The 14011-nt window shown below is 74.2% G+C and carries 10 protein-coding genes; 6 read left to right on the top strand and 4 right to left on the bottom strand.

All coding sequences use genetic code 11. The annotated features are described in order from the left end of the window. The first annotated feature begins 29 nt into the window (after window positions 1–29). Window positions 30–1301 (top strand): hypothetical protein, encoded by a 1272-nt coding sequence (locus tag BJY14_RS01300; RefSeq protein ID WP_218904989.1) that lies wholly within the window; start codon window positions 30–32, stop codon window positions 1299–1301. Here the strand turns inward: BJY14_RS01300 and BJY14_RS01295 are convergent. Both BJY14_RS01295 and BJY14_RS01290 read right to left on the bottom strand, forming a co-directional pair. Beyond that, the gene (locus BJY14_RS01295) at window positions 1294–1821 is read right to left on the bottom strand and encodes an ATP-binding protein (RefSeq protein WP_312878897.1); all 528 of its coding nucleotides are present in this window, start codon (window positions 1819–1821) and stop codon (window positions 1294–1296) included. The genes BJY14_RS01300 and BJY14_RS01295 overlap by 8 nt on opposite strands. Window positions 1822–1967: 146 nt before the next feature. Then, a complete protein-coding gene (locus tag BJY14_RS01290) occupies window positions 1968–2633 on the bottom strand; it encodes an MBL fold metallo-hydrolase (RefSeq protein ID WP_179841884.1) in 666 nt (221 codons plus the stop codon). A gap of 209 nt (window positions 2634–2842) precedes the next feature. Between BJY14_RS01290 and BJY14_RS01285 the strand changes: the two genes are divergently transcribed. Then, window positions 2843–6655: a tetratricopeptide repeat protein gene (locus BJY14_RS01285; protein ID WP_179841883.1), complete on the top strand. Its 3813-nt coding sequence runs from the start codon at window positions 2843–2845 to the stop codon at window positions 6653–6655. 108 nt (window positions 6656–6763) lie between these two features. Next, a complete protein-coding gene (locus BJY14_RS01280; RefSeq protein ID WP_179841882.1) occupies window positions 6764–7462 on the top strand; it encodes a Crp/Fnr family transcriptional regulator in 699 nt (232 codons plus the stop codon). 247 nt (window positions 7463–7709) lie between these two features. On the opposite strand, the gene BJY14_RS01275 is transcribed toward BJY14_RS01280, so the two are convergent. After that, complete coding sequence (locus tag BJY14_RS01275; RefSeq protein ID WP_179841881.1) at window positions 7710–8471, bottom strand: maleylpyruvate isomerase family mycothiol-dependent enzyme; 762 nt, start codon at window positions 8469–8471, stop codon at window positions 7710–7712. A 375-nt stretch (window positions 8472–8846) separates the two neighbouring features. On the opposite strand from BJY14_RS01275, the gene uvrA reads away from it, so the two are divergent. From uvrA to BJY14_RS01260, 3 genes are all read left to right on the top strand, one after another. Continuing rightward, window positions 8847–11684 (top strand): excinuclease ABC subunit UvrA, encoded by a 2838-nt coding sequence (uvrA, locus tag BJY14_RS01270; protein WP_179841880.1) that lies wholly within the window; start codon window positions 8847–8849, stop codon window positions 11682–11684. A 51-nt stretch (window positions 11685–11735) separates the two neighbouring features. Further along, window positions 11736–12176, top strand: coding sequence for a Rieske (2Fe-2S) protein (locus BJY14_RS01265; RefSeq protein ID WP_179841879.1), 441 nt, complete (start codon window positions 11736–11738; stop codon window positions 12174–12176). Window positions 12177–12269: 93 nt separating this feature from the next. Then, window positions 12270–12764: a Rieske (2Fe-2S) protein gene (locus BJY14_RS01260; RefSeq protein WP_179841878.1), complete on the top strand. Its 495-nt coding sequence runs from the start codon at window positions 12270–12272 to the stop codon at window positions 12762–12764. Here the strand turns inward: BJY14_RS01260 and BJY14_RS01255 are convergent. Further along, window positions 12751–13920 carry a mechanosensitive ion channel family protein gene (locus tag BJY14_RS01255; RefSeq protein ID WP_179841877.1) on the bottom strand — a complete coding sequence of 390 codons (1170 nt, stop codon included), beginning with the start codon at window positions 13918–13920 and terminating at the stop codon, window positions 12751–12753. The genes BJY14_RS01260 and BJY14_RS01255 overlap by 14 nt on opposite strands. Between the last annotated feature and the right edge of the window lie 91 nt (window positions 13921–14011).

The following is a 14011-nucleotide window of genomic DNA, read 5'->3' as shown; positions in this document are numbered from 1 at the left end:
TCCGGCCCGCCGGACACGAGGCTTTGCCCATGACACGCATCGTGACCCGTTTCACCGCAGGGGTGCTGGCCGCAGCCGCGATCACGGCCGCCGGCGTCGCCCCCGCGTCCGCCGGTCCCTTCGAACGCCCGACCGCCGGGCCGCAGGACGGGGCCGCCGCCGGCCAGAACGCCGCACGCGGACACCTGGTCTCGGTCAGCCACCTCGCCACCATGTCCGCCGAGCAGGTGCGCGCCTGGCTGGCGTCGGAGGACTTCGACACGGCGTCCGTCCGCTACGGCGTGGACACCTACCGGCTCGTCTACCGGACGGTCGACGCCCGCGGCCGCGCGACGACCGCCAGCGGTCTGGTCGTCCTGCCCCGCAACCGGGACCGCCGGCTCGCCACCGTCTCCTACACGCACGGCACGACCAGCTACAAGCCGGACGCGCCCTCGACGGCGGACGACGTCTGGGGCCCCGGCCCCGCCGTCACCTATGCCGCGGCGGGGTTCGCGGCGGTCGCGCCCGACTACCTCGGCCTGGGCCTTGGGCCAGGGATCCATCCGTGGAAGGACGTGCCGTCCGAGACGAGCGCGTCTCTCGACATGCTCCGCGCCGCGCGCCACTTCGCACCGCGCACGGGCCGCGTCCTGGACGGCCGGGTCTTCGTCACCGGCTTCTCGCAGGGCGCCTCGTCCGCTCTCGGCCTGGCGCGGACGCTTCAGGGCGGCGCCGATCCGCACTTCCGGGTCCGCGCGCTGGCCCCGATCAGCGGCGCCTACGACTTCCGGGGCGCGGAACTGCCCGCCCTGCTGGCCGGGGACATCGCTCCGAAGATGGCGGTCGCCTACACGTCGTACCTGCTCACCTCATGGAACCGCGTTCACGGAGGCATCTACGGGTCTCCTTCAGAACTGTTCCGCGAGCCCTACGCCGAGCGCGTCGAAAAGTACTTCGACGGCACGACGCCGGGGCACGTCATGCTCGACGGACTGCCTGACACCCTCGACGCGCTCCTCACTCCACGCGGCTTCGCGCTGCTGGAGCATCCGTCCGGCACGTTCGCCGAAGCCCTGCGCGTGGACGCGGAGGTCTGCACGGCCTGGACGCCGCGCATCCCGGTCCGCCTCTACAAGATGGCCGGTGACGAGCAGGCCGGCACCGCCAACACCGACCACTGCGCCGCGGGGTTCCGGGAGCGCGGCGTGACCGTGCCCGTCGTCGAGGTGGGCGACCGGCTCTACGGCGGCTCCCGCCACCTCGGCTCCAACCTCGAGGGCACCGCCCGGATCGTCCGCTGGTTCGGCGAGCTCAGGTGAAGTGGATGGCCCGCAGCTTGTCGGCGGCGTCGCGGTCGAGGACGGTGACGCCGGCCGCGGGCGGCAGCGGGCCGCCGCTGCGGGCCCGTGCGATCAGGGGGCGCCAGCGGCGGCAGTGACGGGCGAAGGCGATGGAGGTGACGACGCGGCCGCGCGCGTACTGGCCGGCGCGGGCGGTCTCCGGCGCGACGTCGATGAGGATCAGGTGCAGCCGCCCGCCGCGGCGGCGCGCCAGCCAGGCGAAGCAGTGCAGGATGTGCGGCCAGGTGCCGCGGGTGTGGGCGACGACGCCGTGCCCGGCGACGACCGCGCGGCCGATGCGCCAGACATGGGTGGCCTGGACGACCGGGGTCCGCAGCCGGACGGGCAGCGGGCCGAGGAAGCGCGCCCACCAGTTGCGGGACTGGCGGGAGTCGATCACCCGGACGTCCCCGGCGCGCACCGGCGCCGTCTCGTCGCCGCGCAACCCGTACAGGCGGTTGAGCAGGGTGCTCTTGCCGGCGCCGGGCAGGCCGGCCACCAGCACCAGCGAACCCGCCGGGTAGCGCAGGGCGGGTCCTGGATCCGCATCGTGGGGGTGGGGGATGGTCGACTCCTGGTCTCGGGCCGGAAGTGTGTTGGGGCCAACGAACGTCCCGCACCACTTGTTCCGGGCCGGCCCGGAGGTCACCAGCCGCGGGCGCGCCACTCCGGGAGCGAGGGGCGCTCGCGGCCGAGCGTCGAGTCCTTTCCGTGGCCCGGGTAGAACCAGGTGGCGTCGGGGAGGCGGTCGAAGACGCGTTCCTCCACGTCCGCGAGCAGCTGCCGGAAGCGCGTCGGGTCGCCCCAGGTGTTGCCGACGCCGCCGGGGAACAGGCTGTCGCCGGTGAACAGGTGCGGGCGGTCGGCCAGTTCGCCGCCGGCGTCGTAGAGCAGCGCGATCGAGCCGGGCGTGTGCCCGCGCAGGTGGATGACGTCGAGGGACGCCTGCCCGACCGTGACGGTGTCGCCGTGCTCCACGGGTGCGGCGACCGGCTCGGGGAGCGGGACGGCGTCGCGCGGGTGGGCGACGACCGGCGCGCCCGTGGCCCGCGCCACCTCGCTCAGCGCCATCCAGTGGTCCTCGTGGCGGTGCGTGGTGACGATCCGCGCGAGGGGGCCGTCGCCGATCAGCTCCAGCAGCCGGGGCGCCTCGTTCGCCGCGTCGATCAGCAACTGCTCGCCGGTCGCGGTGCACCGCAGCAGGTAGGCGTTGTTGTCGTAGGGGCCGACCGCCACCTTCGTCACCCGCAGCCCGGGCAGCTCGCGGACGTCCGGACGCCCCCCGGCCTCGACGTTACCGGTGTAGGTCATGCGTCCTCCCCGTCGATCGTTCGAAGACCATCTTCCATCATCGGCGCACACGATCACCCGCGCCCCGGGGCACGCGCGGGGAATGCGTCACCAGACGCAGCCGAACCGTGCGCTGCCGGACGGACTTTTCCCTCTTTCCACCGCACCATGGGAACTGGAAGATCAGGTTCGACGGACGCCGGCGGCGGCGATGGCGGGAGGGTGACCGGATGATCGGCGACGGCCCGGGCCTCCGGCCGGGAAGCTTCTGGGAGCGGCTGGCCCCCACCGACCGGCAGGCCCTGCGCGCCATGGGCCGGCGCACCGACATCCCGCCCGGCGGCATGCTCTGCCACCAGGGGACGGTCGCGCCGGCCGTCTACGTCGTGTTCAAGGCGTCGCCGCGGGCCGCGAGCAACGCGGTGGCCAAGGAGTTCGTGGACTCCAGCGACGGCGACGAGTCGATCATCGACCTGTTCGGGGCGGGGGACCTGGTCGGGGCGCTCGGCCCGTGGGGGCATCCGCAGCGCGCCACGGTCGCCGCCCTGGACCACGTCACGGCGCTGCGCGTGGACCGCCGCAAGTTCCGCAGCCTGCTGGCGGCGAGCCCGCAGGTCGCCGAGGCGATGATGCACGCCGTCTCCGAGAGCGTCACCTACGGCGGTCGGCGGCACGCGGTGCGGGCCGCCGACCACCCCCAGCGGCTCGCCTACCACCTGCTGGAGCTGGTGTACCGGTTCGGCGAGCCCGCCTCCGGGCAGGGCACGCGGATCCCGCTGCGGCTCAGCCAGGCGGAGCTGGCGAACTGGGCGGGGATCTCCCGCGAGACGCTGGTGCGCTGGTTCCGGGCGTGGCGGGCCAAGGGCATCCTCGACCGGCGGGCCCGCCCGCTGACCGTCCTCGACGTCGAACGGCTCCGCCGCGCCGCGAGCCCCTGGGGCGACGACTGGCCGGCGGCCGAGCCCGAGCGGCCGCCAGAGGACGTGCGGGACGGGGCCGGCGGCGCCGGGATCGCCGCGCGCGAACCGGTGCGGCTCGGGGCGCCCGCCGGGCCGCCCGCCGTGCGCCTGCCCGCCGACAACCCCTACTTCGCCGGGCGCGTGGTCAGCCTCGGCAAGCTCGATCTGCTGGTCGGCCAGTCGGTGTGGCCGCGCGCCGTCGTGGTCCAGGGGATGGCGGGCGTCGGCAAGACCACGCTGGCGCTGCACTGGGCGCACCGGGTCGTCGACCGCTTCCCCGACGGCGTCCTGTTCGCCGACCTGCGCGGCACCTCCCGCAGCCCCGTCACCCCGGCGGAGGCGATGGGGCAGGTGCTGCGCGCGGCGGGCGTGCCCGGTGACCAGGTCCCGCGGACGCAGGCGGAGCTGGCGGCGCAGTGCCGGTCCCTGCTCGGCGACCGGCGGATGCTGCTGATCCTCGACAACGCCGCCCGGCCCGAGCAGATCAGGCCGCTGCTGGCGGCGATGGCCTCCGGGCTGGTGGTCGTGACGAGCCGGCGGCGGCTGCCGGCCCTGCTCGAAGGCGCCGACGTCCGGACCCTGGAACTGCGGGAGATGGCGACGCAGGAGGCCGTGGACCTCATCTCCAGCGTCCTCGGGGCGGGCGACCCCCGCCTCCGGGACGAGGACAAGGCGGTCGAGCGGCTCGCCCGCGAATGCGGCCACCTGCCGCTCGCGCTCGGCGTCATGGCCGGACGGCTGGCCGAGAACCCCGGCGAGTCGATCGCCGGGACCGTCCGGGAACTGGCGGCCCGGGACGTCCGGGACGCCGCGCCGTACGGGCCGGGCCTCGCGGGGGCGGGCCTGGGCGACGGCGCGGCTCCCGGCACGTCCGGGACGGCGCTGCTGGCCGTCCTCAGCCCGACGTTCGACGTCGCCTACCGGAGCCTGCGCCGCGGCCAGCGGGAGGCGTTCCGCAGGCTCGGCCTGGTCGCGGGACCCGACTTCACGCCGACCGCCCTCGCCGCCTTGCAGGACTGCACGGTCGGCGAGGCGCGCGGATGCCTGGAGGGTCTGCGCCAGGCGTACCTGGTGCAGGACGTGGGACCGGACCGCTACCGGATGCACGACCTGCTGCGCGACTTCGCCCGCGAACGGGGCCTGCGCGAGGATTCCGACGGCGAGCTCCAGGCGGCGCAACGGCGGCTGCTGGCCGGCTACCTCGCCGAAGCGCGCCACGCGGGGGACGCGATGGCCGCGCGGTCCCGCCCCAGGGCGCACCCGGGGGAGGCGCGGGGGCGTCCGTCCGCCGCCGAGCGCGCCGCCGGGCTCGCCTGGTTCGAGGCCGAGCGGCGCAACCTGGTAGCCGCGGTGCACCAGGCCGCCCGGCTCGGCCTGCACCGGACGTGCTGGGAGCTCGCCGACGCGCTGTTCGACTTCCAGGAGTTCCGCCGCTACGGCGAGGACAGCATCGCCGTCCACCAGGTGGGCCTGCACGCCGCCCGCACCGAGGAGGACTGGGCGGCCGCGGCCGTCATGCTCCACAACCTGGCGATGGCGCACTTCGAGCTGGGCGACTCCGTCCAGGCCATCGGGTACGGGGAGGACGCGCGGCGCGGGTTCCGGGCCGTCGACCCGCCCGACCGCTACGGGGAGGCCGCCACGCTGGCCACCCTGGCCGACGTCCACGTGGCGCTGGGGCGCTACCTGACGGCGATCGACCACGCGCGGCGCTCCCTCGCCATCCACGGCGAGCTGCGGGACGACGCTGGAACGGCCGAGGGCCACGACATCCTGGCCCGGGCCTACCTGGGCCTCGGCCACTACGAGGCGGCTCTGGACAACGCCGCGAAGGCGCTCGATATCCGCCGCCGGACGCACGACCAACCGGGCGTGGCCGAGACCCTGCTCACCGTCGCCCAGGTGCACCGCCGCCAGGGGAACGTCCACGGCGCGGTCTCGCATGCTCTGGAAGCGCTCGCCATCCGGCAGGAACTCGCCGACATGCACGGCGCCGCCCAGGCGCTGACCGAGCTCGCGCGGATGAACGCCGCGCTCGGCCTGCGCGACCTGGCGCAGCAGGACGCCGAGCAGGCGCTGCGCACCTACCGCGCCCTGGGCGCCCGCCACGGGGAGGCGCGCGCGCTGACCACGCTCGGCATGCTCATGTGCGAGGCGACGCGGTTCGCCGAGGCGTTCACCTACTGCGGGCAGTCGCTGCGGCTGCACCGCGAGACCAGCGACCGGCACGGCGAGGCCGAGGCGCTCGCGCAGATCGGGATCGTCCACTGGCGCCTCGGGCGGTACCGCGAGGCGCGCGAGCACCTCCTGCGCGCCCTGGAGATCCGCCGCGAGATCGGGGACCAGCACGGCGAGGCCCACGACCTGGAGCACCTGTCGGTGGTGATGCGGCGCCTCGACCGCCACCAGGAGGCGTTCATCCTCGGGCTGGAGGCCCTGGACCTGTGGCACCGGCTCGGCGCGCGCAGCGGGATGGCCGGCACGCTCGGCAGCCTGGCCCGCACGTACTCGCGGCTCGGCCTGCCCGAGGAGGCCGAGCGCGCCGCCCGGCAGGCGCTGGGCATCCGCGAGTCCGGCGGCGACTGGTACGGCCTCGGCGTCGGCATGGACACCCTCGCCGCCGTGCTGCGCCGCGCCGGCCGTCCCGAGGAGGCGCTGGAGCGGGAGCTGGAGGCGCTGCGCATCCTCGGCGAGGTCGGCGACCGGCACAGCGAGGCCGTCGGCCTGGTCCACCTCGCCGCGATCCACCTCGACCTCGGCCGCGCCGGCGAGGCCCTCGCGACCGGGGGGCGCGCCCTCGACCTCGCCGCCGAGCTCGGCGCCACCCGCGAGCAGGCCCACGCCCTGCACAGCATGGCCCGCGCGTCCCAACTGACCGGCGAGCACGCCCGCGCGGTGGAGCACGTCACCGCCGAGATCGCCATCCGCCGCGAGACCGACGACCAGCGGGGGCTGCGGCGGGCGCTGGAGCTGCTGCGCGACTCCCACCTGGCGCTCGGCGACCAGGCCGCCGCCGCGGACTGCGTCCGCCGCGTCCGCGCCCTGGACGGCCTGCTCGCCCCGGAACGACCGCTCGACGTGTGACCGATGACCTGGTCGGCGGGTCCCGGGGGGCGTTCACTGGACCGCGACGCACGCGATCATGAAGCCGGGCCCGGCCGGATCCGGGTCCGGGTCCGGTGAGGAGGCGACATGCAGACCACCCGGTTCTGGGACGCGCTGACCCCCCGCGCCCAGGAGGCCCTGCGGCGGGCGGGCGCCCCGGTGGTGATCAGGCCCGGCGCGTTCCTGACGCGCGAGCACACCCGCGCGGCCCAGGTCTTCGTCCTGCGGTCCGGGGCGGTGAAGGTCTGGGTGGACCGGGACGGCGAGACCGCCATCCTCGACGTCCTCGGCCCCGGCGACCTGGTGGGGGAGCTGGAGGCGGTGGACGGCGGGACCCGGCACGCCAACGCCGAGGCGCTGACGCGGGTCGAGGCCCTGGTGCTGCCCGCCGCGCGCTTCCGCGGCGTCCTGGACGACCAGCCCGGTTCGGTGTGGGCCGTCGCCGCCGTCCTCGCCGAGCGGCTCCGCGACGCCAACGGACTGCGCGTCGCCCACTTCCCCGACGACCCCGAGCGCCGCCTCGCCGGCCGCCTGCTGCGCCTGGCGGCGCGGTTCGGCGCACCGGTCAAGCGGGAGCGCCCGGACGGCGTGACGGAGGAGGGCGTCCTCGTCCAGGTCCCGGTCACCCAGCAGGATCTCGGCCGCTGGGCCGGCATGGGCCGCCGCAAGGTCGCGCAGATCCTCGCGGCCGAGCCCGTGCGCGGCCGCGTGACCGTCGCCCGGAGCGCGATCGCCGTCCACTCCGCGGACGCCCTGCACCGGCTGGCCGGCGACGACCCTCCCTAGGCTGTGTTTCCACGTCCCGGCCCAGTGCGCTCGCCTGGCGGCTGTGTTTCTCAGTCCCGGCCCACTTCGCTCGCCTGGCGGCTCGCTGCGTGACCGGTACTGGGCGAACGCGGCATCGCTTCGCGATCTGCCCGGTGCCGCTCGCCTCCGGCTTTGCGGCACCGGGCAGGTCACGCGTTCGCGCGCTTGACCGGAGCCACTTCGAGACAGGCCCTAGGCCTGCGGCCTATCCCGGCGCCCGGGCCTTTCAGGGGCGCGGCTCCTGGAAGCGCGAAGGCTCGTGCGGCCAGGGCGGCGGGGCGGGCAGCGGGCCGTCCGGGCGCAGGTGCACGCCCGCGCCGTCCGATCGTCCGCTCAGCCAGCCCAGCAGCGCCCGCGCGGAGCCGGACGCCTCCGGGCCGCCCGGGGCCCGGCCGAGCTCGGCGGTCTCGCCGGAGTCGGTCGCGGTGATCCGCAGCCCGGCCAGCTCCCCGAGGAGCCGGTCGGGCAGCACCGCCATGTCCGCCAGCGTGGCCGCCGCGGACCACCGGACGTAGGCCTCCGGCCAGTCGGCGGGGCCGTACCCGGCGGCGAGGTCCACGTGGTGGGCCTCCACCTCGTTCCAGCGGCGGAACACCGTGTACCAGGCCGGATGGGGCCAGCCCGCCATCGCCCGCACCGGAGCGCTCCAGGCGCTCTCGGGCAGCGACCGGGCCTGCTCGGAGAACCGCGCCTGCGTCGCCCGGACGTCCGCGACCAGCTCGCCGACGGCGCGGTCCGCGCCCGCGGCGATGTCGGCGTCGCGCCGCTCCAGGCTCGGGTACTGCGGGATCTCCGTCCCCGTGCGCGCCCCTTCGAGCAGGTTCCACAGGGAGTCGGCGTTGCGCGCGATGTGCGTCGCCACGTGCCCGCGGCTCCACCCCGGCAGCGCCGACGCGCCCTGCAGGGCGTCGCCGGTCAGCCCCTCCAGCGTCGCGGCGATCCGCTCCACGCCCGCGTCCAGCTCGTCGATCACGTCGCGCCAGTCCATGACCCTCCTCGGCGGAAAGGACGCTCCATCCTGTCGCACCGGACCGGCCGGCGCCAGGCCGCCGCGACGCAGGTGTTCATGGAGCTCCGACGACGAGTGAGGCGGGCCGGGCGCGTCCCCGGCCCGAGCGCGTTCCGGGTGGTCGGAAGGGGTGCCGCGCTTGCGGCCGTGTTCCGGTGGCGGGCATCGTTCGAACACGTGTACGGTGCGATGGTGCCGTCCCGACCGCTCGGATCGGCCGGGTAGCGTCATGAAATGCAGCGGCGAGCGCCGCTGTTGAGAAGTCCGGGGGATCCTGTCGCACCCCGTGGCTAGCCTTGATACCGAGCCGCCGTATCCGCAGATCGCCGCGCCCAGAAGAGGAACCGGAAGAACGTGCATGACCGACTCATCGTGCGTGGAGCACGCGAGCACAACCTGAAGGACGTCTCGCTCGACCTCCCGCGGGACTCCATGATCGTGTTCACCGGTCTGTCGGGCTCCGGGAAGTCCAGCCTGGCCTTCGACACGATCTTCGCCGAGGGGCAGCGCCGGTACGTGGAGTCGCTGTCGGCCTACGCCCGGCAGTTCCTCGGGCAGATGGACAAGCCCGACGTCGACTTCATCGAGGGGCTGTCCCCGGCGGTCTCGATCGACCAGAAGTCGACCAGCAAGAACCCCCGGTCCACGGTCGGGACGATCACCGAGGTGTACGACTACCTGCGGCTGCTCTACGCCCGGATCGGGCACCCGCACTGCCCCGAGTGCGGCCGGCCGATCAGCCGGCAGGCGCCGCAGCAGATCGTCGACCGGGTGCTGGAGCTGGAGCAGGGCGCCCGCTTCCAGGTGCTGGCGCCGGTGATCCGCGGGCGCAAGGGCGAGTACCTGGAGCTGTTCCGCGAGCTCCAGTCCAAGGGGTACTCGCGGGCGCTGGTCGACGGGCAGATGATCCGCCTGGACGAGCCGCCCCGGCTGAAGAAGCAGGAGAAGCACGACATCTCCGTCGTGGTCGACCGGCTCTCGGTGAAGGACTCCGCCCGGCAGCGGCTCGCCGACTCGGTCGAGACGGCGCTCGGCCTCGCGGGCGGCACGATCGTCCTCGACTTCGTCGACCTTCCCGAAGACGACGAGCACCGCACCCGGATGTACTCCGAGCACCTCTACTGCCCCTACGACGACCTGTCGTTCGAGGAGCTGGAGCCGCGCTCGTTCTCGTTCAACTCGCCGTACGGCGCCTGCCCCGACTGCACCGGCCTCGGGACGCGCATGGAGGTCGACGCCGAGCTCGTCGTCCCCGACGGCGAGCTCTCGCTCGGCGAGGGCGCGATCCAGCCGTGGTCGGGCGGGCACGTCAGCGACTACTTCCTGCGGCTGCTGTCGGCGCTGGGCGACGCGATGGGCTTCGACCTGAACACGCCCTGGGACAGGCTGCCCGCCAAGGCCCGCAAGGCGATCCTGAACGGGCACGAGACGCAGGTCCACGTCCGCTACAAGAACCGCTACGGCCGGACGCGTTCGTACTACACGGCCTACGAGGGCGTCGTCCCCTACATCCAGCGGCGCCACGCGGAGTCCGAGAGCGACTCCAGCCGGGAGCGGTTCGAGGGCTACATGCGGGAGATCCCGTGCCCGACGTGCGAGGGCGCCCGGCTCAAGCCGGTCGTGCTCGCCGTCACCATGGGCGGGATGTCGATCGCCGAGGTCGCCGCGAAGCCGATCGGCGAGGCCGCGAAGTTCCTGCTGGCGCTCGAGCTGAACGAGCGCGAGACGCACATCGCCGAACGCGTCCTCAAGGAGATCAACGCCCGGCTCGGCTTCCTGCTGGACGTCGGTCTCGACTACCTCACCCTCGACCGGGCGTCCGCCACGCTCGCCGGCGGGGAGGCGCAGCGCATCCGGCTGGCCACGCAGATCGGCTCCGGCCTGGTCGGCGTCCTGTACGTGCTGGACGAGCCGTCCATCGGCCTGCACCAGCGCGACAACCACCGGCTGCTGGAGACGCTGCTCCGGCTGCGCGACATGGGCAACACCCTGATCGTCGTCGAGCACGACGAGGACACCATCGCCGCCGCCGACTGGATCGTCGACATCGGCCCGCGCGCGGGCGAGCACGGCGGTGAGATCGTCGTCTCCGGCACGGTCGAGGACCTGAAGAAGTCCGAGCGCTCCCTGACCGGCGCCTACCTCGACGGCCGCCGCGAGATCGCGGTCCCGCAGATCCGGCGGCCCCGCACCAGGGGCCGCGAGGTCACCGTCAAGGGCGCGCAGCAGAACAACCTGCGCGACGTCGACGTGGCGTTCCCGCTCGGCGTCCTCACCGCCGTCACCGGCGTGTCGGGGTCCGGCAAGTCGACGCTGGTCAACGACATCCTCTACAACGCGCTGGCGAAGAAGCTGAACGGGGCGAAGACCGTCCCCGGCAAGCACAAGCGCGTCAACGGCGTCGACCAGCTCGACAAGGTCGTGCACGTCGACCAGTCGCCGATCGGCCGCACCCCGCGGTCCAACCCGGCGACCTACACCGGCGTGTTCGACCACATCCGCAAGCTGTTCGCGCAGACCACCGAGGCGAAGGTGCGCGGCTACCAGCCCGGCCGGTTCTCCTTCAACGTCAAGGGCGGCCGCTGCGAGAACTGCTCCGGCGACGGCACCATCAAGATCGAGATGAACTTCCTGCCGGACGTCTACGTCCCGTGCGAGGTCTGCCACGGCGCCCGCTACAACCGGGAGACCCTGGAGGTCCACTACAAGGGCAAGACGATCTCCGAGGTGCTCGACATGCCGATCGAGCAGGCCACCGAGTTCTTCGAGCCGATCACGGCGATCCACCGGCACCTGAAGACGCTGAACGACGTCGGCCTCGGCTACGTCCGGCTCGGCCAGCCCGCCCCGACCCTGTCCGGCGGCGAGGCGCAGCGCGTCAAGCTGGCGTCCGAGCTGCAGAAGCGCTCCACCGGCCGCACCATCTACGTGCTGGACGAACCGACCACCGGCCTGCACTTCGAGGACATCCGCAAGCTCCTCGGCGTGCTGAACGGCCTGGTCGACAAGGGCAACACGGTCCTGGTCATCGAGCACAACCTCGACGTCATCAAGACCGCCGACTGGATCATCGACATGGGCCCCGAGGGCGGCTCGCGCGGCGGCACGGTCGTCGCCACCGGCACCCCCGAGGAGGTCGCCGAGGTCGAGGCCAGCCACACCGGCCAGTTCCTCAAGAAGGTCCTCGCCTAGCGGAGGGCGGGCCGGTGCGCGGCGGGTGAGGCCGTCCACCAGGATGGAGCCATGGGAGACGAAGTGACGCCCGGGGCCGCCGAGGCCGCGGGGTGCGGGGGAGTCGGCCGGCGCGCGGTGCTGTGCGGGGCGGGGGCGCTCGGCGCCGCCGCGCTGGCGGGGTGCGCGTCCGGGGGCGGAGCGAAGCCCGCCGAGGACCTCAAGGGCAAGCAGATCGCGAAGACCGCCGACATCCCGGTCGGCGGCGGCAAGGTGTACGGCGACGCGAAGGTCGTGGTGACCCAGCCCAGCCAGGGCGCCTACAAGGCGTTCACGGCGGTGTGCACCCACCAGGGTTGCACGGTCGGCGGGGTCGCGAACGGGCTGATCAAGTGCCACTGCCACGGCAGCGAGTTCAAGATCACTGACGGGTCGGTGCAGCACGGCCCCGCGAAGGCGCCGCTCAAGGAGTACCCGGTGCGGGTCGAGGGCGGCGGCATCGTCGTCACCTGATCATCGTCCGGCCGCGCGTTGAACCGGCCCGCTCGCGCATCCGTGCTTCCCGGTGACGGACAGGAACCGAGACAGGTCACCGGAGGGGCGAGAATGCCACACAGGTCCGAGACGCAGGCGGACGGAACGGAGCGCACGCCGGGGGAGGGACCCGCCGGCGGCAGCCGCAGGGCCCTCCTCCTCGGCGCGGGGCTCGCGGGCGCGGCCGGGCTGGCGGCGGCGTGCGGCGAGTCGGGCGACGGCGGGGGCGGTTCGGGCGGCTCCGGCGGCTCCGGGGACGGGAGCGGTGACGGCGGCGCTGGGGCGGCCCTGGCCTCGGTGAGCGAGATCCCCGTCGGCGGCGGCAAGGTGTTCGAGGACGCCAAGGTCGTCGTCTGCCAGCCCCGCCAGGGCGAGTTCACCGCGTTCTCCGCGACCTGCACCCATCGGGGATGCAGCGTCGGATCGGTGTCCGGAGGCACGATCAACTGCCCCTGCCACGGCAGCAAGTTCAAGATCACCGATGGGTCGGTGGCGAGTCCGCCGGCCGACGAGCCCCTGGCGGGCAGGGAGGTCACCGTCCAGGGCGGGAAGATCATGCTCGCCTGAGCGACTTCGCGCGCGCCGGGCCGTCCTCGCGCGGGACGGCCCGCGCGCCGTCGGCGTGCCGTCCCTCCGCCACCTCGCCCTCGGTGGCCGGCGCCGGGCCGCCCGCCTCGGCCCCGGCGCCGTCCACGACCGGTTCGGGGCCGACGCGGAGCCGGGGGAGGGCCTCGGGGTGGCGGTCGCGGATGTAGGAGACCAGGTGCTCGCGCACGTCGCAGCGCAGGTCCCAGGTGCTCGCCGAGTCGGCGGCGCTCATCAGCGCGCGCACCGTCACGAGGCCGGTCTGCTGGACGTCCACCACCTGCAGCATCCACTCCCGCCGGTCCCACAGCGGGTTCTCCTTCAGCGCCGAGTACAGCTCGGCGCGCAGGTCCTCGACCGGGACCGCCCAGTCCACGTGCAGCTCGACCGAGCCGAGCAGGCGGCTGGAGTGCCGGGTCCAGTTCTCGAACGGCTGCTCGGTGAAGTGCGACACCGGGAAGATCATGCGCCGGTCGTCCCAGAGCTGCAGGACGACATACGACAGCGTCAGCTCCTCGACCCGGCCCCAGATGCCCTGCGTGACGATGACGTCGTCCAGGCGCAGCGCGTCGCTGAACGCCAGCTGCAGCCCGGCCAGCAGGTTGCCGAGGGTCGGCCGCGCCGCGATGCCGACCACCAGGCCGGCGACGCCCGCCGAGGCCAGCACCCCGGCCCCGACCGCCCGCACGGCGGGGAAGGTGAACAGCGCCGCGCCGACGGCGAGCACCACGATGATGACGGCGGCGATGCGGCGCAGCAGCAGCATCTGCGTGCGGGCCCGCCTGGCCCGCCGGTTGCGCTCGCCCTCGATCCGCATCAGCCGCGCCAGCGGCGGGTCGCTCAGCGCGTACCCGATCCGCATCACCAGCCAGGTGGAGGCGCCGATCGCCGCGATCCGCATGGCGTGCCGGACCACGCCCTCGGCGTGCCCGCCGATGAACTGGTACGGCATCGCGGTGCTGGAGCTGACCACCACCGCGAACGCGAACGCGGGCGCCGTGCAGCGCCGGGCGACCCGGCCCGCGCCGGGCCAGCGGTGCGACAGCCGGCCCGCGACGAGCCGGCGGCCCCCCTCCACGGCGATCACGGACGTGCCGACGACGGCGCCCAGGATGATCCATGCCCAGAGCGCGGACATGTCTGCGACGACCCCCTTCCGGATCCGCCAACCGTTTGACCCTCCCTTTCCGGAGGATTTGCGAACATCCGAGCGAGAGGGAGAGATCTAC

Source organism: Actinomadura luteofluorescens (genome assembly GCF_013409365.1).
In the GTDB taxonomy this organism is placed as follows: domain Bacteria; phylum Actinomycetota; class Actinomycetes; order Streptosporangiales; family Streptosporangiaceae; genus Spirillospora; species Spirillospora luteofluorescens.
This window is presented reverse-complemented; position numbering and strand designations above follow the sequence as displayed.